The sequence below is a fragment of the Mongoliibacter ruber genome, assembly GCF_003003005.1.
In the GTDB taxonomy this organism is placed as follows: Bacteria; Bacteroidota; Bacteroidia; order Cytophagales; family Cyclobacteriaceae; genus Mongoliibacter; species Mongoliibacter ruber.
This window is the reverse complement of sequence record NZ_PVTR01000001.1, coordinates 542,387-563,754: the sequence shown is the minus strand read 5'-3', so window position 1 is coordinate 563,754 and position 21,368 is coordinate 542,387. Positions and strand designations below refer to the sequence as shown.

17 protein-coding genes are annotated in these 21,368 nt (G+C 38.2%); 14 read left to right on the top strand and 3 right to left on the bottom strand.

The genetic code is table 11. From position 1 onward, the window contains the following. Positions 1–51 precede the first annotated feature (51 nt). From CLW00_RS02550 to CLW00_RS02510, 10 genes are all read left to right on the top strand, one after another. Complete coding sequence (locus CLW00_RS02550) at positions 52–1,143, top strand: DUF1573 domain-containing protein (RefSeq protein ID WP_106132048.1); 1,092 nt, start codon at positions 52–54, stop codon at positions 1,141–1,143. A 115-nt stretch (positions 1,144–1,258) separates the two neighbouring features. After that, positions 1,259–1,516, top strand: coding sequence for a YtxH domain-containing protein (locus CLW00_RS02545; protein ID WP_106132047.1), 258 nt, complete (start codon positions 1,259–1,261; stop codon positions 1,514–1,516). A gap of 599 nt (positions 1,517–2,115) precedes the next feature. Beyond that, complete coding sequence (locus tag CLW00_RS02540) at positions 2,116–2,646, top strand: hypothetical protein (RefSeq protein WP_106132046.1); 531 nt, start codon at positions 2,116–2,118, stop codon at positions 2,644–2,646. Between the two features lie 41 nt (positions 2,647–2,687). Continuing rightward, positions 2,688–3,536, top strand: a complete 849-nt coding sequence (locus CLW00_RS02535) for a helix-turn-helix domain-containing protein (RefSeq protein ID WP_106132045.1) — start codon at positions 2,688–2,690, stop codon at positions 3,534–3,536. A 464-nt stretch (positions 3,537–4,000) separates the two neighbouring features. Further along, a complete protein-coding gene (locus tag CLW00_RS02530; RefSeq protein ID WP_106132044.1) occupies positions 4,001–4,654 on the top strand; it encodes a response regulator in 654 nt (217 codons plus the stop codon). Positions 4,655–4,916: 262 nt separating this feature from the next. Beyond that, the gene (locus tag CLW00_RS02525; protein ID WP_245917146.1) at positions 4,917–6,524 is read left to right on the top strand and encodes a S8 family serine peptidase; all 1,608 of its coding nucleotides are present in this window, start codon (positions 4,917–4,919) and stop codon (positions 6,522–6,524) included. Between the two features lie 116 nt (positions 6,525–6,640). After that, on the top strand, positions 6,641–7,648 hold the full coding sequence (locus tag CLW00_RS02520; protein WP_106132042.1) for an FISUMP domain-containing protein: 1,008 nt from the start codon (positions 6,641–6,643) through the stop codon (positions 7,646–7,648). 422 nt (positions 7,649–8,070) lie between these two features. Then, positions 8,071–8,559: a protease inhibitor I9 family protein gene (locus CLW00_RS21585; protein ID WP_245917145.1), complete on the top strand. Its 489-nt coding sequence runs from the start codon at positions 8,071–8,073 to the stop codon at positions 8,557–8,559. 21 nt (positions 8,560–8,580) lie between these two features. Beyond that, positions 8,581–9,732, top strand: coding sequence for a S8 family serine peptidase (locus CLW00_RS02515; protein ID WP_245917144.1), 1,152 nt, complete (start codon positions 8,581–8,583; stop codon positions 9,730–9,732). Between the two features lie 468 nt (positions 9,733–10,200). After that, a complete protein-coding gene (locus CLW00_RS02510; RefSeq protein WP_106132041.1) occupies positions 10,201–11,433 on the top strand; it encodes an Ig-like domain-containing protein in 1,233 nt (410 codons plus the stop codon). Positions 11,434–11,558: 125 nt separating this feature from the next. On the opposite strand, the gene CLW00_RS02505 is transcribed toward CLW00_RS02510, so the two are convergent. Beyond that, positions 11,559–12,767, bottom strand: coding sequence for an acyl-CoA dehydrogenase family protein (locus CLW00_RS02505; protein ID WP_106132040.1), 1,209 nt, complete (start codon positions 12,765–12,767; stop codon positions 11,559–11,561). 119 nt (positions 12,768–12,886) lie between these two features. On the opposite strand from CLW00_RS02505, the gene CLW00_RS02500 reads away from it, so the two are divergent. Beyond that, positions 12,887–13,855 (top strand): tryptophan 2,3-dioxygenase family protein, encoded by a 969-nt coding sequence (locus tag CLW00_RS02500; protein WP_106132039.1) that lies wholly within the window; start codon positions 12,887–12,889, stop codon positions 13,853–13,855. A gap of 801 nt (positions 13,856–14,656) precedes the next feature. Continuing rightward, positions 14,657–16,237, top strand: coding sequence for an NAD(P)/FAD-dependent oxidoreductase (locus CLW00_RS02495; RefSeq protein WP_106132038.1), 1,581 nt, complete (start codon positions 14,657–14,659; stop codon positions 16,235–16,237). A gap of 3 nt (positions 16,238–16,240) precedes the next feature. On the opposite strand, the gene CLW00_RS02490 is transcribed toward CLW00_RS02495, so the two are convergent. Next, positions 16,241–17,449, bottom strand: a complete 1,209-nt coding sequence (locus tag CLW00_RS02490) for a Gfo/Idh/MocA family protein (protein ID WP_106132037.1) — start codon at positions 17,447–17,449, stop codon at positions 16,241–16,243. A gap of 186 nt (positions 17,450–17,635) precedes the next feature. On the opposite strand from CLW00_RS02490, the gene CLW00_RS02485 reads away from it, so the two are divergent. Next, positions 17,636–19,000 (top strand): exonuclease domain-containing protein, encoded by a 1,365-nt coding sequence (locus tag CLW00_RS02485; RefSeq protein ID WP_106132036.1) that lies wholly within the window; start codon positions 17,636–17,638, stop codon positions 18,998–19,000. A gap of 34 nt (positions 19,001–19,034) precedes the next feature. On the opposite strand, the gene CLW00_RS02480 is transcribed toward CLW00_RS02485, so the two are convergent. Continuing rightward, positions 19,035–20,432: a glycoside hydrolase family 30 protein gene (locus CLW00_RS02480; RefSeq protein WP_106132035.1), complete on the bottom strand. Its 1,398-nt coding sequence runs from the start codon at positions 20,430–20,432 to the stop codon at positions 19,035–19,037. 122 nt (positions 20,433–20,554) lie between these two features. On the opposite strand from CLW00_RS02480, the gene CLW00_RS02475 reads away from it, so the two are divergent. Further along, complete coding sequence (locus tag CLW00_RS02475) at positions 20,555–21,163, top strand: DUF6134 family protein (RefSeq protein WP_106132034.1); 609 nt, start codon at positions 20,555–20,557, stop codon at positions 21,161–21,163. The last annotated feature ends 205 nt before the right edge of the window (positions 21,164–21,368 follow it).

The following is a 21,368-nucleotide window of genomic DNA, read 5'->3' as shown; positions in this document are numbered from 1 at the left end:
ATTAAATAAATCAAGGTACAATTCGCTTGAATTTTCACGTTATTTGCCCATATGAAAAAGACTAAGATATCATGTGCACTATGCGCCATTTTGTTTTTCCTTTCCTTAAGCCTTGAAGCACAATCTATTGAAAGAAAAGTGCTGACTTGGGAACAGCGAAGTGTCAATATTGGAGCTGTCTTAGAAGAGAAGGGGGAAGTAGAGACTGAGTTTTTCGGTGTCAACCTCAATCAAGATAGTCTATGGATCACAGATGTCTTTGCTGAGTGCGGCTGTACCACTGTTGATTTTACAAAAGACACTTTGTTGCAAGACAAAATAGCATCTATCAAGGTAAAGTTTAACCCTGACCATAGGGGAGGGGATTTTGCGAAGCAAATTATCGTAAGGACAAATCATGATATCTATGGAGACACCTTAATATTGGAAGGGACGAATATTCCTTTTCCGGAAGACTTGAAAACAGCTTATCCCTACCGAAAAGGTGATTTAGGGTTTAGGTTATCTGCTATCAATATGGGAGAGGTGATTTCAAATGAGCCAAAATTGAAATATGTAGAGGTGTTTAATTTTGGGACAGACACCCTTTCTCTTTATGGCGAACAAGAAGGACTACAAGAGTATTTGTTTGCAAGTCTGGAGCCTGAAATATTGTCGCCTGGCCAAAGAGGTCTTTTGTTACTTACTTATGATGGTGCAAAAAAGAATGATCTGGGATACTTTGAGGAAAATATTTCCCTAAAACTCCAAGATGATACCGAGATTGACTTGAAATTAATGGCAGTAGTTTTTGAGTTTTTTCAGCCAGTACCCAAGAGTATGGAAAAAATAGTACCTCGAATTGGCTTGTCAGAAATAGATGTTGACCTCCGGGAAGTTGCTTCAACCAGAAAAGTGTCCAAAAACATCGTCATTACCAATATGGGAGAAGAAAACCTTGTGATAAGAAAAATAGCTACCAACTGCGACTGTGTGGAGGTTGACTTGAGTTCAAGTGAGATTTCTGCCAGTCAGCGCGCTGAATTGAACTTTACTTTTGATCCCAAAGGCAGAAAGGGCATAGACCACAAGCATATCACCATTTTCAGCAATGACCCTATCAATCCCGTCCGGACTATTGTTGTAAAAAGCACCATAAAGTAAAACTGTCAGCATGGCATCATCGTTACTATGGTATGGTTGTTGTTCCTTTTTGACCGAACATGACTGTTATTGTCATACAACACCAAATTTTATTTATAACTAAAATTCAATCTTTATGAGTTCTACAAAATTTCTTTTAGGCGCTTTATTAGGTGCAGCAGTAGGTGTACAAATCGGTATATTGGTTGCTCCTGACAAGGGAGAAAATACAAGAAAAAAACTTGGTAAAAAAGGTAATGAGTACCTAGATGACCTTTCCGGAAAGATGAATAGTTTTTTTGATGGATTGTCAAAAAAAGTGTCTGATGTGAGTGAAGAAGTAGACAAGCTCGCTAAAAAAGCTAAGTCTGAAACTGACAAACTTACGAAGTAAGATCATTCGGATCATGAAAAAAAGAGGGCTTTTGCCCTCTTTTTTTGTTTCCACCATTTAGATGAATAGAAAAATTTGATTTTTTGTTGAGCTATCGATTTGATATAAAAATTAATATGATTATCCGCAATCATGCCACTAATCAATTAAACGAGGCTTTTTTGGCAAAGGGATACTAATAGATATTGGATATTTATTCTATTGGTTCGAAATCAGAGGTTAATTCTATTAATTAGATTCTACTGGTATGAAAGCGGATATACATAAAAATTAATTTAGATGCGGAATGAAACCAGTAATTTAAGAAGAGATTTCTCTTTGATTCATTTCGATATTAATTGATATAATGTTTGGCAGCCGATAGAGTCAAACACGAATGGGGCAAAAAGAGTGTGCCCCATTAAAGGCTTTGGCTTATTAACTTTTAGTTTCTTGATGAAAATACATATTGATCTTTGTTAATATTGTTATGAAATAAAATAAAGTGTATCTTAACAGCATAAAAGTTTTTATGTAAGTAAAATATAGTACTTTGGTAGTATATTATTTACGGTTTTAATCAAATAGATTTAAAGGAGTAAACTACAAAAAATTGAAATATGGGTTTTGAAGTTCTATTACCATCTGAAGCCTTAGGTGAATATATTTCAGGTTACTTTTTGGTAAACACCGAATATGAGAACGGAGATGAAATAAAAATTTTTGAGAGTGGGACTTCTTTGGGAATTGCCCTTGGAAAGCCATTTGAGTTTTATTTGGAAAAAGAAAATTCAGGAGATATTAATTTTGAATGCTTTGATAAGATTTTTGTTTTCAATCATGCGGGGAAAAATACCTCCTTTATTGTAAAAGGTAAAGTTCGCTTGGTATTCATTCTCCTGACACAAACAGGGCTGGAATACCTCTCAAACGGAGCTAGAATTGGCTTTCCGAGTGATTTTTTCCCTTTGAGTAGATTGGGAGTTCCGATATTTAACCTTATTGTGAAGAGGAAATTGAGATTTTGTCAAGATACCTCTGAAGGTGTTAAAGTAATTGAACAGGAACTTTGTAGGTATTTCTTAAAACTGAGAGAAATGCCTGATGAGGATGAATTCAAAGTGAAGGATCCATTTTTAGGTTTAGATTAAGACTTAATAATTGGATCAGGTTCTGAATTAACAATAAAAGAATGGAATCTAGGTTTTTTGATCCAAGTATTAAATTAAGCCCTTATATCATAGGGTATGTTTATTGGGATGATGAAGTATCTGTTAAAAAAGAGATTTTGTTTACCGTTAAAGGAACAGCTAGCCTCGGCCTACCTTTGGATCGTAGTTTTAGATGTGCTGTCAAGGGGCAAAAATTAAAAAGTAATTGCCTTTCTTTATTCCAACCAATAGTTCCTGTGTTATATGGGCAAATGACCAGTTATGGTAAAGTGATAGTAGAGGGTAATGTAAAACTGATTTTTGTGATTTTTACTGCATTGGGATTAAACATCTTTCTAAAAGATGATGCCTCTTTGGTGACTGATAAAATCATTCCATTGGAATCACTTGAAAAATCCCACTTAAAAAAAATAATCAACTTCAATTTTGATGAATTAGGGTCATTGGAAAGTAATATTTTGGATTTGGATGAAAGTTTGAAAGCCTGTTTTCTTTCAGATCCACCTGTAACTGAAAATTCCCAGCTTCAAGAAACGCTCGAATTTCTTGTAAAAAACAAAGGTAAATTGACAATTCAGGAGTTGGCAGATAGGGCGGGAGTCACTACGAGAACATTAGAAATGCAGTTCAAAAAATCAATTGGACTCACACCTAAAACATACAGCCGCATTGTCAGATTCAATTCACTAATCCGACAATTAAATGAAACGCCAAAAATTGATTCATTTGAATGGATTGAAAAATATGGGTATACGGATCAATCGCACTTCATCAAAGACTTCAAGGATTTCACTGGAATGTCCCCTAAGAAATACTTCAATGCCCCGAGTTGGCAAGACTATATATTAAATAAAAGTATTTCAAAATAAAAAAAATGTATTTCGCATTTTTACTATTTATATTTATAACTCTTTCTTACCTTCATGACATAATTCCAATACTTGCTAATCGGGGTGATAAACAGGTATTACTTTTGAGGAAATTAATCAACCATTTTTACATTAAAAATCCGGCACTTAGGTGTCGGATTTTTTTTATGCCCTGTTTATTTTTTTGAAAAAGACTATTCTTTGCCTAAAAAAATCAATTAATTGAAATCTATTATTTTTTTATTTTCTTTATTTTTAAAATTTTCATGATATTTAATATGTTATTTGTGTTTATAATTATTTAAAATTTTGATTAATTAAAAAATATAGAATAAAATTTTTTTCTCATTAAAAAATGAGCTATTTTAAAAGTGTTTTTAAAGGAGAATTTTTAAATAGGTAACAAAGTGAAATTTTGTGGATATGGTATAAAATACTGATTAATCTTTTTACCCCGAGTCATTGTGAAAAACCTCAAGTTAGCCATAGTTGATGATCATGAACTGTTTCTTTATGGAATAGCCTACCTTTTAGAGAAAAAGCTTGGAAGGAATAATTTTCTGAAATTTTCTGAGGCTAAAGATGTTTTGACATACTTAAGATCCGGGCAAGAAATAGATATTTTGATTTCTGATATTGATATGCCGGATATGGATGGGATCAAACTTTTATCTAATGTAAAGAGAGAATTTCCCAAAACGAAGGTTTTGATGCTAAGTGCATCCAATGATCAGGGGACCATTCAGCTGTGTCAAAATCTTGGGGCAGAGGGCTATGTTTCGAAAGATTGTTACAGATCCACTTTGTTTGAAGGACTGACAGAGATTTTTAAAGGCAGCTATTATTTTTCTAAGGGGACTGAAGACCGCGAGACTTCTTCCCATGCAGACTTATATACTATGCTATCAGAGAAATACAGACTTACAGGAAGGGAATCTGAAATCCTTCAATTGATTCTCAACGAATATGTGACCTCTGAAATAGCTGAAAAATTGTCTTGTAGCATTTTTACTGTAAAAACCCATAGAAGAAACCTACTTAAAAAGATGGATGTAAGAAATCTAGCTGGCTTAATCCGTATCGTCAATGATTTAGAGTTTAGGTTTTTCGAAAAATAGCTTTTGAATTGAATTCATAGATTTTTTGGATAAAAATAGTACTTCGGTAGTATTTTTTAAATGTTTGATAGCCAATAAATTGGGGTGTATTTTATCTCCTTGCTATAAGATGTAACTGCCTTTTATTCGAAAGGATTTATTTCCATTCCTACTGATTTAAATCACTAAAAGATTTCTTGCTGTAATCGGTAACAAACTCTAACACTAGGTGATCTCTAATTACAATTCATTTTCAATTATAAACTTTAACCACTTGTCAGCCATGAAACATTTTAAACTTAAGATCAGGGTAACCTTTTTAGGAATGCTCATGATATTAATTGTATTTTCTTGTCAGGACATTAATCTGGAAGACCAACAATCGGAGGCTTTGGTCGATTTGAGAAGTGCGGTAGCAGGAAAATATATTGTCACTTTACATAGCAATGAGATAAATTTTCAAAAGAATGGAAAATATGAAGACGTACAGTCTTGGATGCGGCAACTTTCCAACGAAGTATTGTTCCGAAATGGGATTAAAAATAAGGAAGCAATCAACGTATATGGCTATGCCTTTAATGGTTTTTCTGTAGACTTAAATGCTTCTGAAATAGAGCTTTTAAATAAGGATAAAGGCGTTAAACAAATTATTTTAGATCAATCTACCGGTGAGCAGCTAAACCTAAGAAATAATAATCCCCGAAGAGGAGGTGGAGACGAACCTACACCAGAACAGGATCCAGAACCAGCGCCTGATATTAAACCTGAATGGTACTTAGATAGGATAGCTCAAAGGCAATTGCCATTAAATGGAAAGTTTGAATCTAATTCGACAGGAGCTGGAGTAACGGTTTATATGGTTGGACTTCCAGTTTCTGAAGAATTAAAAGAAATTTTTGGCGAAAGAGCAAATAATGTCGATTTGACTGTTGGTAAAGATTCTGTTCCAGAAGGCTTTTTAAGCGTTGGTATTTTAAAAGCAGCTGTTTTAGGAGGTAATAAGTATGGAGTAGCTAAAGGGGTAAATATTGTAGGTCTTGAAACTATTTATGAGGGTGTAGATATTTCAGTCGATCTTTACCTTAAACCATTGGAGTGGATAATGGCCAATGGAAAAAGACCTGGAATAGTTTTGTTTCCGGGAATTGCCTTTAAACCTGGTGGAGAGCTAGAAGATTTACTGGAAAAAACTATTGGTAAACTGTTTGATGATGGGTTTTCATTTTTTGCGAATGGATGGCAAGGTGAGCATCGATGTGATCTTTTACCAAGTAAATTAAATTCTGTATTCACAGTTGGTGCCAGTTCTTTTGATGATCGAATGGTACAGAGCAGTTCTGGTTCCTGTATTGATTTATTTGCACCAGGTATTAACTATTTTAAAGAAGGTTTTCCTGAATATCCCATATTAGAAAATTTGGATAAAAATTTTGATAATCCAGCGAGTCTTGCTGCAGGAGTTGCGGCACTTTATCTGGAAGATAAATCCAATGCAGATCCTCAGGAAGTGTATGATTTTTTGTTTGAAACTTCCACCAAAGATGTTGTTCGTTTTTCAAGTTCCATCAACAATCATCTGCTTTATTCAGGATTGGATACAATTGGTGCCGGCGAAATTGATCCCAAGAGAAATACTTATGCCTTTGATTTGGAAGCCAGTGCATTGAAAAACAGAAACAATAATTATACAGTCGTATTTTATTGGGGTAAAATAGAAAGTGAGTCCGGCATGTTGAATGTTTATCAGGATGGTGAAGGAGTCGGAAGCGTACCAAATGGGGGGTCCTACATGATCAACGTCAGTGGCAGGGACTTATCTCCCAGAACATATAAGTTCTGCGTGCCAAAAACCAATTTATGCTCTAATGAGGTAGTGGTTAGCTTTAATTGAATTCAGATTTTAGTAAAAGCCGTTTTTAATAACGGCTTTTACTACTTTTTATGCAAAAATCAAAGCGTTAGAAAAAAACAACAAAAGATTTTAGTTCAACAGTAAACTTAATAACCATGGTAACAACAAAGAAATTTTTCTTCAATGCATTTCCGCTGTTTTGGGCGGGGGTTTTGCTTTTTTGCAGTTGCAATCTTAACAGCAACTTTGAGAATCAAAATGGGCCAGTATTATCTTCCGCAGAGGTAACAGAAATCACTCAAATTACTGCCATGACAGGCGGTTTTATAACGGATGATGGGGGGTCAAATGTAATAGCACGAGGCGTATGCTGGAGTACTGACCAAAACCCAACCATCGACGACAACAAAACCGAGGACGGCATTGGAGTGGGTAGTTTTACGAGTCAAATTTCCGGACTAGAACCCAATACCAAGTACTATGTGAGGGCTTACGCCATCAACAATGCAGGTACAGGTTACAGCAGTGTGATGTCTTTTACAACATCCTCATTTGGAACATTAATTGTCGATGTTACCAACCCGATCACAGGGAGAACTTGGATGGACCGTAACCTTGGTGCTAGCCGTGCCGCCAACAGCAGTACCGACACTGAAGCCTATGGTGACCTGTACCAATGGGGACGCGGTAGCGATGGACATGAAAAACGAGATTCTCCTACAATAAGCGCTTTTAGTAGCGGCGACAGCCCAGGACATGGCAACTTTATCGAGGCTCATACTAATGAAGACATTTACGATTGGCGTAGTCCTCAGAACTCTAACCTTTGGCAGGGTTTAAATGGAATAAATAACCCCTGTCCTCAAGGGTACCGACTTCCTACCGCAGCCGAGTTGAATGCCGAGCTTGCCAGTTGGAGTAGTAAAGATGCTAACGGTGCATTTGCTTCACCACTTAAACTTACTAAAACGGGAGTCCGCAACCCTGACGGTTCACACGCAGGTGTGGGTAGGGACGGCGGATATTGGAGCAGTTCAGTTAGTTATTGGATCGGTTCGCAGTCTTTATCTTTCAATAATAACATGGCATTTGAAGCCCATCCTCAGGGCTCTCCCGTCCGAGGATTCGGGAGGGCTGTACGTTGTATCAAGGACCAACCTTGAAAGTCGTTGAATAATGATACATCGATTTACCCCGTAGATGAGGGACCTCCGGGGTATTTTTTTCCATTGAAGTGGAACAGCTTCTTAGGATCTTATTTCGATTCTTCATTCAATGAGCCCAATTTCCAGTTTGCTGTGAATCAAGTTTTCGACGAATCAAATTCTTTTTAGATAAAACTAGTACTTCGGTAGTGTTTTTTAAAAGATTGATAGTCAATAAATTGTGGTGTATTTTATCTCCTTGCAGTAAGATGTGACTGCCTTTTATTCGAAAGGATTTATTTCCGTTCCTACTGATTTAAATCACTAAAAGATTTCTTGCTGTAATCGGTAACAAACTCTAACACTAAGTGATCTCTAAATACAATACATTTTCAGTTTTAAACTTTAACTACATGTCAGTCATGAAAAATTTTAAACTTATGAACACGATACCCTTATGGGGTATGTTAATGGTATTTATCGTCTTTTCCTGCCAGGATCTTAATTTGGAAGACCAACAATCGGAGGCTTTGGTCGATATAGACCAAGCATTATCTAATGCAGTTGCGGGAAGATACATTGTTTCTTTAAACGTCAATGAAATCAATATTAGTAAATCTGAGAAGTACGAAGATGTGCAGGAAAAAATGAGGAACATAGCCAATGAGATCCTGTTAAGAAGCGGTATTTTCGATAAAAAAATAAATGCTGTTTTTGGCTATGTACTTCCCGGTTTTGTTGTCGAATTAAGCAATGAAGAAGTCAATGCTTTAAAAAAGGATCGTGGAGTTAAATCTATTGCATCAGATAAATTTACTTCAAGCAATCAAATCCTTCGAAATAACAATCCAAATAGAGGAGGAGGTGGAGGAGGATCAGACCCTGATCCAACTCCAGATCCAGAGCCTAATCCAGACCCAGAGCCTTAGGTTATTGATCCAAAATGGTATTTGGATAGAATTGATCAAAGGAAATTACCACTTGATAATAAATTTAATACCTCCACGACTGGCAAGGGAGTTACGGTTTATTTGCTTGACATGGCATTGGATCCAGATCTTGAAGAATTTGGCAAAAGGGCTTCCAATGATAGTGTTGGTATAGGATCACTCAGATATTCGGATAAAATTTATGTAGGAAATATTACCGGCGCTGTCGTTGCCGGAAAAACTTTAGGGGTAGCAAAAAATGCCAATTTAATTGCTGTAAATCTATTATATGACCTAGAAGAAGGTGAAAGAGTGGATTATGAGGAGTACTTGAGTTCATTTATTGTGGGAATAGACTGGATCATAGCCGATGCCAAAGACAAAGGACCCTCAGTTGTTTTGACAGGACCAATTTCTTATGTGATTGAACCAATGCTAGAACTGGCTATGAACGAGTTATATGATTCGAATATTAGTATTTTTACAGGTGTGACCAATGCTGATAGTAATATACCAACCTGTACAACATCACCTTCCGGTTTTTCAAATGTTTTTACGGTAGGCCCCATCACCAAAGATGATAGACTGGGGTACAATAGTTGGCAATATGGAGACTGTATCAATCTTTTTGCCCCAGGAACAGACATTCTTGTCAATGGATTTCCTGGATCAGAAACTACTGAATCAGGGCATTCAGTTTTTGATATTTCTTCTGGGAATTCAGCGGCATTAGCGGCTGGGGTTGCGGCACTTTACCTGGAAACCAATCCGACAGCCAGTGCGCAGCAGGTCTATGATTTCCTTTTTGAAACTTCCACCAAAGACATTGTCCGATTCTCCAAATCCATCAACAATCACCTGTTGTTTTCCGGACTGAATAGTGATGGAGCAGGAGAGATTGACCCTTATCGACCCAATTATGCCTTTGATTTGGAAGCAAGTTCTCAAAAGGCCAGAGGAAATAGTTACAATATATTTTTCTTTTGGAGTAAAGTAGAAAGTGCATCAGGAATGTTAAATGTCTATCAGGATGGAGAAGCAATCGGCAGCGTAACTAATGGGGGATCTCGTTTGCTAAGTGTAAGTGGAAAAGACTTACCTCCAAGAAGATATAAGTTTTGTGTTCCCGGTACTACTCTTTGTTCTAATGAGGTTATTGTGACTTTTAATTGAAATATAACTATGGTAAAGGCCGTTATTTGATGGCTTTTACTCTTTTTTTCCCACCTATAAAAAGTTTTTAGCAGTAGCAGGTAACAATTCTTTTGACCAAATGATCTCTAGTAGCAATGCATGATCAAGAAAAAGCAACGCTTTTTCCAAAATGGAAAGCATGGGGCGTAGAAGTGGTATTTATTTCCCTGGGTGAGGAGAAAAGCCGTTTCAGGCATTTGTAAAGGACTTCCGTTTTATTTCGATTAGTGATTATAAAAAATGGGATAGTGACATCGTCAATGATTACTATGTTTTCGCAACGCCGACGATGGATTTGTTGGATGCTGACCGCAGGATAGTATTACGACCAAACTCTGTTAAGCAGATGGATGCATGGGTAGACTGGGTACTGAAGCAAGGGAATAAATAAATTATTGATATCGATCATGTGGTAGAGCAAAATTATAAACCTTTAAAAAAATAGTTATGAAAAATTCTTTTCGATCCCAAGCCAAGCTTTTTCTTTTAATTGCATTAGTATCTCTTTCTTCAGGAATTTGTTCTTCTGAGGATGAGGGTCCGGAGTTACCGGTGGCATCCACAATTGAAATGGAGTTTCCTAAATCGGAATTGACAGTCGGACAAACCATCAATCTATCAGCTAAAGTCAAAGACAATTTGGGAAATCTTTTGAATGATCAACCCTTGATATGGGAGACTTCAAATCCCGAAGTGCTCAGCGTAGACGTGGATGGTGTGGCTGAGGCAAAAAGTCCAGGAAGAGCTACAGTTGAGGTTAAAACACAATCTGGAGTCAGAACATCTCAGGATTTTATTGTAATAGAATCAATAGCCGAGCCACATAGTTTTGAAGTAGAACCTGCTGAAATAAATATTGAACAAGGGGAAAAGGTACAAATTGAGATGACAGTATTTGATATTGAAGGCATTGAGATTGAAAATCCACAAATTTTATATAAATCTTATGATGAACAAATTTGTATTGTTGACGAAACAGGGTTGGTAGAAGGTCTAAGACCTGGAAGCACAAAAATCCATATTGAGGTTTCCAATAAATTTACAGAAATTCCGGTAACAGTAAGTTCAGAAGACCTCGTGGTTTCCAGAATTGAGGTTACACCACAAAATATTTCTGCAAATAGAGGGGATCAAGTTCAATTTTCAGCCAAAGCCTTTGATCAGTATAATCAAGAAATGCCTGATGTTATATTTGATTGGCGGTCGAGTAATGGCTGCATCGCCTCAAATGATGACTTGGGTCTTACATCCGCATATACACCTGGAAATGCCAGAATTACAGCTTCTGTAGGTGATATTTCAGCTTATGGAACAATATCGGTATTAAAATCTGAAGTATTGGAAGCAGAAACCTTTGAAGGAACCTGGAATATGTGCATCGAAGAGACAGGTAACCATTTCGCAAAATTAGAATTGGTTTTAGAAGAAAGCTCAGAAAATACCAGGAATTATAGCGGAGAAATAACACTATCTGACGGAAGCAAACTTACTCTTAGAGGAGACGAGTTTATTCCAAACCGCAGGTTAACGATTGGTTGGTCTCAATTTATTCAAGTAAGTGAAAGAACATCTACAATTACCAACGGAAAATTTATTGATGAATTCTCAATTAGCGGTAGATTTTTTGATGCGATTACCCTTGTAGCTAATGATGTCAGGCTCTCAAAAGTGGAAGAGTAAAAGGATCAATCAGGAAATATGGAAAAGGTGCTGCAATTTAAAGTTAAATGCAGCACCTTTTTGATATTATTAATAAAACTAAAAATCACTACCTGAAAAGATCAGGATAAGTTTTGAGTGAAATTCTATTTAAAAGCCGCTATCCCTGTTATCTCATGACCCAAAATCAACAAATGGATATCGTGGGTACCCTCATATGTCACTACTGATTCCAAATTCATCATATGTCTCATGATTGGATAGTCTCCGGTTATGCCCATGCCTCCATGGATTTGTCTCGCCTCACGGGCAATTTCCAATGCCATGGCTACATTATTGCGTTTGGCCAAAGAGATATGGGCTGTGGTGGCTTTGCCTTCATTCATCAATTTTCCCAGTTTCCAATTGAGTAACTGAGCCTTGGTGATTTCAGTGAGCATTTCTGACAGTTTTTTCTGGATCAATTGAAAGGAGGCAATAGGTTTGTCAAACTGAATCCTTTCCATTGCATACCTTCTGGCTGAATCGTAACAATCCATCGCAGCACCTACAGCTCCCCAGGCGATACCAAATCTTGCAGAATCCAAACACATCAATGGTGCTCCCAAACCGCTTTTGCCTGGCAATAGGTTTTCTTTTGGCACCTTGACATTGTCAAAAACCAATTCTCCTGTGCAGGAAGCCCTAAGCGACCACTTGTTGTGGGTCTCAGGTGCTGAAAACCCTGCCATTCCTCTCTCTACCAGAAGACCATGGATGCGTCCCTCCTCATTTTTGGCCCATACTACCGCCACATCTGCCTTGGGTGAATTGGAAATCCACATTTTGGCACCATTAAGTAAGTAATGGTCTCCCATATCTTTGAAATTGGTCTTCATTCCAGAGGGGTTTGAACCATGGTCAGGTTCTGTCAAACCAAAGCAACCCAACATTTCCCCGGAGGCCAATTTGGGCAAAAACTTCTTTTTCTGTTCCTCAGAACCAAACTTGGAAATAGGGAACATCACCAAGGAACCTTGAACAGATGCTGTGGACCGCATTCCGGAATCACCCCTTTCAATCTCCTGCATGATAAGGCCGTAAGAAATATAATCCAGACCACCGCCGCCATATTCTGCGGGTATTTGAGGGCCAAAGGCACCCACATCACCGAACTTTTTGACAATTTCATATGGGAAATGAGCATTCTGAGCCCAATCCTCTATATATGGACTGATTTCTTTTTTTACAAAATTCCGAATTGAAGAACGTATCAGTTTATGCTCTTCAGTCAGTAAGTCATCAATCTGATAAAAATCAACTCCTTCAAATAAATCCTGTTTGGCTGACTTGTTTTTGGTGGATGTTTGTGACATAAGTTATTTTGGTTAATTGGTAATTAAAATGGATTTTTACAGCCGAAAAGCTTTTTCCACGCCTTGAAATAAATAAGAAGGCATTGAAAAAACTATTGAATCAAGCGAAATATTCACACATGAGCCCAGCCCAATACCCAAAAGACGTTATAGAGAAAATAGAGTTGCTCCAAGAGAAGTTCAAGGCTTCTGGTCAAGACCTTTCTTCCTATCTGGAAGGCCTACTCTATGCAGATTATATGTCTTATTGGGATTACATCAATTTGGATATCCTGCTATCCCTACAACAACCACGTACATCTTTCAAGGATGAAAAGATTTTCATCATCTACCATCAAATCACTGAACTTTACTTCAAGCTGATCATTTGGGAATTGGAACAAATTGCTGAAAAACAAGAGATTGATTCATCTTTTTTCAAGCAAAGGTTGGAAAGGGTCATCATGTATTTTGATCACTTAGTATCTTCTTTTGCTGTAATGTGGAAAGGAATGGAAAAAGAACAATTCCTGAAATTCCGGATGTCATTACTTCCTTCGAGTGGTTTTCAAAGCGCACAATACAGGGTGATAGAAATTCTTTCCACTGATGCCAAAAACCTATTGTATGTAGATGTGAGAGATGAATTGAACAGAGAAAATAGCATGGATGTTATTTTTGACAACCTCTATTGGCAACATGGTGCAAAGGAGCTCGCTACGGGAGAAAAAACACTGACTTTAAAAAGTTTTGAAAAAAAGTACGGTAAAGAGTTAAAAGAACTTATTACCAATTATAAAGGCAATAACATTTGGCAAAAGTACCGAGACTGTAAAGGAAAAGATGAGGAACTGACTGAGTTGATGAAAACATTAGATTTGAAAGCGAATGTGTTCTGGCCATTGGCGCATTACAAATCGGCAGTGAGATACCTACAAAAAGATCCGGTTGACATTGCTGCTACCGGTGGCACCAATTGGCAGAAATTTCTGCCTCCAAGATTCCAAAAAGTCATTTTCTACCCAGAACTTTGGACCGAACAGGAAAAAGCTGAATGGGGCAAAGGATGGGTGGTGAAGGAGATCTTTGGTAAAGAGGAAGAAGGATAAAGAAAGGATGAGGGAGGAAGGATTGTATGTATATTTAACAACGAAAATCAATCTTAAAACGGTCAACACTAATCAGGGATTGACAGATGAAGGATGATCCAAGCGGATTTACGATTGACGAAGGACGATTTACGAGGCTCATCGATTCATCAGTTCAAAACGGAAAGTTAAAGATTAAAAGTTAATGGTTAATCGTCCGTTTTCTGAACCCTTAACCTTTAACATTCAAGATTCAGTTAATCAATTAACAGTTAATCAGTTACAAAATTCATCAGTTCGTCGATTTACGAGGGGTCAAGAGAGCAGGAAGAGGCGATAATTTAGAAAAGCAAATGACATGTGCTGATATGAGAAAGACTGCGTTATCTGAAGGCTGTGCCTTCGGATCTTGATTTTTGAGCTTTTAGCTCATTTTGAAAAAGGTAGAAATACGATAAGAAAAGGATGAAGGCCTGACCCCAAGTATTTAGGGGGATGACAGAACAACAAGTATTGAAAGGCAGGTTCTAAAGGCTTTAGTCTCGGATTCATAGAATAAAATTGACCCTGAAGGGGTCAAATATCTATTAGCCCTGGGTTGCCTCCCGGGGTTAATAAATAATATTGAATCCATAGGTTTTTGGCCGAAAAATGTTCGAAAAAGGAAAAAGCCTTCCGCCAAAAACAGGGATGGGACATAGAAAATTCAGAACTCTTAACATTCAGGAATTCAGTTCAACAATTCATCAATTCATCAGTTCGACAATTCATCATTTCATCAATTAACCATCAATACAACAGTTTAAGGATAAATACCTTACCATGAGAAAAGAAATCAACCTACAACTTTCACCTGAGGAAGCTTACTCGGAGGAAATTTTCACTCCCATTGCGCTACAAAAAGCCGGAGTTTCGGGAAGCCAATCCAATGTCTATGTCAGACAGACAAGAAGATCCATCGACGCCAGAGGAAGAAGGGTAAAAGTCAATGTAGCAGCAGAAGTTTTTGTCAATGAGGCACCCAAACCTATGTTGGATTTTCACCATGACTATCCCAACGTCAAAAATGAGGATCAGATCATTATCGTTGGTGCGGGTCCGGCAGGACTTTTTGCAGCTTTGAGAGCAATAGAGCTGGGAGTGAAACCAATAGTCATTGAGCGAGGTAAGGATGTCAGAGGGAGAAGACGAGACTTAGCAGCCATCAACAAAGAGCATATCGTCAATCCTGAATCCAATTATTGTTTTGGAGAAGGTGGCGCAGGTACTTATTCAGATGGGAAATTATACACACGTTCCAAAAAGCGTGGAGATATAAGAAGGATCATGGAAATCTTGGTGGCGCATGGGGCGACTGAAGAAATCCTAGTAGAAGCCCATCCGCATATCGGAACCAACAAATTGCCCAAACTGGTGGCGGAATTAAGGGAATCCATTCTACAGGCAGGTGGTGAGGTATTGTTTGATTCCAAGGTAGTTGATTTTTTGTTGGACGGGAACGAAATCAAAGGGGTGACTTTGCACAATGGTGAAAAAATCATGGGTAAAGGGGTCATCTTGGCCACGGGTCATTCAGCAAGAGATATTTTTCACCTGCTTCATGCAAAAAATATCCTGATCGAAGCGAAGCCATTCGCTTTGGGTGTCAGGATAGAGCATAGCCAAAACCTGATTGACAAAATTCAATATAACTGTGAGATAGACAGAGGGCCATATTTGCCTGCCGCTTCCTATTCTTTGGTCAGCCAGTCTATGTATCAGGGCAAGCAAAGAGGGGTATTCTCTTTTTGTATGTGTCCCGGTGGATTTATTGTTCCTGCAGCTACTTCTCCCGGAGAATTGGTTGTCAATGGCATGAGTCCAAGCCGTAGAGACAGCAAATTTGCCAACTCAGGCATGGTGGTAGCGGTAGAACTGGAAGATCTTCCCCAATATCAAAAATATGGACCTTTGGCAGCGATGATGTTTCAAGCTGAAGTAGAACAAAAGGCATGGGAACATGGAGGTAAAACCCAGACAGCACCTGCACAGCGTATGATTGATTTTACCCAGAAGAAAGTCAGTTCTTCCCTCTTGGATACTTCTTATCAACCGGGACTGAATGCGGTAGACATGCACGAGGTCTTGCCCCAGTTTATTTCAGAAAGGTTGAGGCAGGGACTTTTGGATTTTGGTAAAAAAATGAGGGGATACTTGACCAATGATGCCCAACTCATAGGAGTAGAAAGCCGGACATCTTCACCTGTTAGGGTACCAAGAGATAAAGAAACCTTTGAACATCCTGTGATCAAAGGTCTCTATCCATGTGGGGAAGGTGCTGGCTATGCAGGCGGCATCGTGTCAGCTGCAATGGATGGGGAAAGGTGCGCTGAGAAGTTGATAGCCCAATATGTGAAAAGCTGATTGTTATGTCAGGTTATATTCAGGTTTCCAAGATTGTGTCTGACCCCCATAAAGAGATTGGTTGGCCAAAGCCACAACTATAGCCGTTCTTCCTGCATTGCTTATGTTGGCGTGTGGTAATTCCTTATTGACCAGGCATTTATAAAAATCTTCTAAAGCATAAAAAGAGCCATCCCGGGTAGGCTCGTCAAGGATTTTCACGCCTTTTTTATCACTGGACCATACCAATTGGGTAGCACCTGAGACACCGTCAACCTCTTCCAGTTTAGCCCTTGTTTCCGGCTCGGGGTAAAAGACTCCTTCATTCATCAGTAAGGAAACCATTCCTTTCGAACCTTTGATGCGGAAAGCATAACCTTCATGTTCATTGCTGCAGGTGGCTCCAAAATTTCCGATCATACCTTCTTTTTCATAGCGCAGCGTGACCTGCACATTGTCAAAGGTCTCTCTTCCATCGTCAAATCGGTCTATGCCGCCCATTCCGTGGATCTGCGAAGGTACTGTGTCAAATGCCCAGTTGATAAAATCAATCTGATGGGAGAGCAGTTCAGCCACCAAACCACCTGAGTATTCCTTGTACATCCTCCAATTGATCTGTCTTTCCAAGTCTGGGGAAGGTACTGGTCTTCTCCAGTTATGGTTTCTGTCCCATCGGGCATCTATTTGGGTTACTTTGCCCAACCATCCATTTTGTATCATTTCTTTCACCTTAAAATAAAGCGGAGAATAGCGATATTGATGGCCAATTTGAATAATCTGGTTTGGATGTTCTTTGCTCAATTGATTAAGTTGTAGCACCTGATCTATGTTGAACACCATTGTTTTTTCCAAAAAGAGGTGTTTACCTGACGCCAAAACATCTTTGGCGTGTTCAAAATGTAGGTAAATCGGTGTAGAAACCAATACTACATCCAGCTCTTTATTGTCAAGGAGTTGGTGATGATTATCATAAAAACGGATACCTGTGGGATATTTTCCCTTAGCATTTTCTATTCTGAATGGAAGATTGTCACATATAGCAATTACCTCAAACTTGTCAGGCATAGAAGTCATGACACTGTGCATGCCAGAACCCCTATCACCGTATCCAATGATACCTACTTTATATGTCCCTTCTTTCTTATAGTCAAATAGTCCAGAGGATCCCGCTAACGGAATTGTTGAACCTGCAGCCAATAAGGAACTCAATTTTACAAAATCTCTTCTTTTCAATTTTTTAGGTCTTTTAGGTTTTAGAACTCCAATATAAAAAAAGAATTTTTAGAATAAAGTTTACAATTAAACATGTGGTAGATGGATGTGTTTTATGGAAATTGAATCAAACTTTGACATTGTCTGTCTCTAGATTTTTTTAAACGGGAAATAATTTGAAAACTTGCTTAAGCAAAAATAGATGGTATGCAGTATGTGATTGTGGATATTGAAACGACGGGGGGGAATCCAACAAATGGAGGGATCACCGAGATAGCTGCCTTGGTCTATGAAGAAGGGGAGGAGGTAAACAGATACCACACTTTGATCAATCCTGAGCGTATGATTCCCGGGTTTATCACAGGGCTTACTGGAATTGACCATGAAATGATTCAGGATGCACCTACATTTGCAGAAATTTCGGAAGAACTTTTTGAATTTTTGAAAGGAAAAGTTTTTGTAGCCCATAACGTCAATTTTGACTATACTTTTATCAGAGAAGCTTTCAAAAGACACGGTCTTCAATATGATGCTCCCAAACTTTGCACAGTGAGACTGAGTAGAAAAGTATTTCCAGGTCTTCGCTCTTATAGTCTAGGCCGTATCTGCGAACACCTACAAATCAGTATTTCGAATCGCCATAGGGCTTTTGGAGATGCAGAAGCCACCGCAATTCTGTTTGGCTTGATTCACGAAAAGTCACCTGAAACTATTTATTCCAGCCTAAAAAGAAATGCAGGGGAGGCTTTTTTACCACCTTATATCTCCAAAGAAAAATTCCTTAGTATTCCGGAGAGTACTGGTGTCTATTATTTCCATGATAAAAATGGCAAAGTCATCTATGTAGGAAAAGCGATTAATATCAGAGAAAGGTTCAAAGGTCATTTTTCAGGAAATTCAAAAGATAAACTGAATCTCAAATCAGAGATCCATGATGTAAGTTGGCAATTAACGGGTAGTGAATTCTTGGCTTATTTGATAGAGTTATTAGAAATCAAGAATTTATGGCCCAAATACAATAAGGCTTTAAAGTACCAATCAAGCAACTGGGCACTTTATCAATATGAGGATGGGGCAGGTTACATGAGGTTACAGGTTGCCAAAAATACAAGGCCACAACAGGCTGTTTTTGAATTTGACTCTCATTCAGAAGCTTGGAAATTTTTGATGCATAAAGTCGAAGAGTTTGACTTATGTACCAAACTATCCGGCATTCAAAAGGCTCCCAATGCTTGTTATGATTTCAAAATCAACAAATGTAAAGGAGCCTGCTGTGGTGAAGAATCACATGATTCTTATAATAGAAGGGCAAACAGTTTTTTGACCTCTATTCAATCAGATCAAAAAGCATTACTGATCAAGGAAAAAGGGATTCACCCAAATGAGCACTCTGCCCTTTATTTTGAAAAAGGTGTATTTGCAGGATATGGATTTTTTGACGAAAATACAGAAGGCCAACAAGCTGAACATATTCTGGGTGCGCTACAGAAAGTAAAACACCAACCAGAAACTCGGTATATCCTGAGGGCTTTTGTTACTAAGGTGAATTCATCCCAAATACAAGTGTTATAGTATTAGATATCGCAAAAAGCTAATGCATTTGGTTTTAATCTACAATCACCGTAGCCACTGCTCCACCTGACAGACTCACCTGTGTAACATAATTCCTGGTCTGGATAGAAAACGTTTTTTCTTCTTTTGATTCGTTAAGCAACAAGTTGACGATTTTTCCATCGGGCCTGAGAAAGGCCACATTTGGAATATTCTCCGGTACATTGCTGTCAATTCGTATGGATCCTGGAGTGATAAACTTACTGGCATGTGCGATGATATAATAAGCTGGATTTTTAGTTACCTCATTACCATCAATGGTGACAGCTCCTAGGCACCTACTGCATCCACCCCTTTCTGTGAATGGGGTAAGCTCTGGGTTAGAGGTCAGGTTCCACTCCAAAACCGTCCTTGCCCAATTCCTAGTCGCTCCTATGGTCAGGTTTTTGGTATGCCATACAAGGTCCCCGGGAAGATTTCCAGGAGCACCAATCCATTGTTCGGTGAAATAGATATGCCGATCTGGATGTGCTTGATGGACATCAGAAAGGGCCTCGATTTCTCCTCCGTACAAATGGAAAGCGGAACCATGAACATATTTCTTAGCTTCAGGGTCATTCATGATAGTAATGGGATAGTCTGGTCTATCTGCATTGTGGTCATAAACAATGATTTTCGTGTCCAGTCCATGCGCCTCGAATTTTGGTCCCAAGTGATTTTTTATAAAATCTCTTTGTTCTTCGGCCAACATCAGCAAACTGGGATTATTGCCTGGATGAAGTGGCTCATTTTGAACCGTAACAGCATCTATATGAATCCCTTCTTCCTTCATTTGCTGAATGTATTTGACAAAGTAAAGTGCATATGCATCATAAAACTCCGGGAGCAAAGTTCCACCCCTAGTGTCCATATTGTCTTTCATGTAAGCAGGGGGAGACCAAGGAGAACCCATTAGGGTAATATTGGGGTTGATTTTAAGGATTTCTTTCAAAACGGGAATGACATCATCTCTATCGGGTCCAAGGTCAAATTTTTCCAAATCTGGGTCAGTTTCTCCTTCTTCCAAGTCATGGTAGGAAAATACTGTCTCATTCAAGTCGGAAGCAGCAATGCTCAACCTCAGGTAAGAAATACCGATATCGCTCTCATCCTTACCAAATAGCTCTTGCAACAAGTCCTTTCTTTTTTCCTCATCCATTCCCAAAAGGTGGATGGCTGAACCTTGACTCAGTGTAAACCCAAAGCCCTCAATTTCCTGAAATTGGATTTCCTCATCGATAAAAATATCAGCTGCCAATTCACCAGTAGGTTCAAACAATAGGTTTGCTTGTTGTTGGAATAAAATGTTCTTTGAAGGATCAGTCAGCCATATTTCTCCTTCCTTTGAGGGTTTTTCGCAGGAAAATAAAGCTATTAAAGCTATAGACAGACAGCAAGTCAAGAGGTTTTTCATAATGGGTTTTTAAGGCTTGTAATTTTGAAGTTAAGTAAAATTTTCCCGATAATCGTGCGAACTGTTTTTAAAAAATCAAAAATTCATTTGAGCCTTTTGACTATTCTTCACAACTTCGCACCATGTATAAAACTAATTTCAAGCCCTTATTTTTCCTGCTGTTCACTTTCCTGATTTTAGGGCATTTGAATTTGAAGGCTCAGGTTATCCAAAAATACGACGTATCCATAGCGGGAATTTCCATAGGTGAAATGACAGCTAAAAAGTTTGACCGGGGAGAAGAAACAGTCTATGAATTGAGTAGCAATGTTAGTTTCTGGTTTTTTGGCAGAATCAACTTGGATTATTTTACCAAAACCATTTACAATGGGAAAATGTTGCGCTCAGCAAATTTGACTTCAACTACCAATCGCGGTAATTTCAAATCTGATATTGACTGGAAAGGAGACCATTATAAAATCCAAACTACAAATTATAAGTATGAATTGGATACCACTATAAATAGACCGCTATATTTTAGTGCAGCAGTTTTTTACTTCCAAGAACCAAAGCAGGTAAAAGAATTCATGGCGGAAGCTTATGGATTACCTTCACCGATCGAAAAGAAGGGGGATTACTATGAAGTGGATGTAAATGGAAACAGAAACCGCTTTTATTATAAAAATGGACAATTGGAAAAGGCCGTCATGCAGTTTCCAGTTAAAAATTATGTCATCACCAGAAAGGAATAAGCCCGAATTATGCATTGAGCTTTTCTATTACGGACTGACAATGCTTCAAAATCAGACATTTTATTTCACTTTTCTCCCAGTTATCGGGATCACCATAACCCTTCTATGTTGAAACCTCCAATTGATTGATTTTCAAGTATTTTTATCCCTCACTACGAATTCAAATACAAAATACAAGTTTAAAGTAAAAAGGCCGGCAAAACCG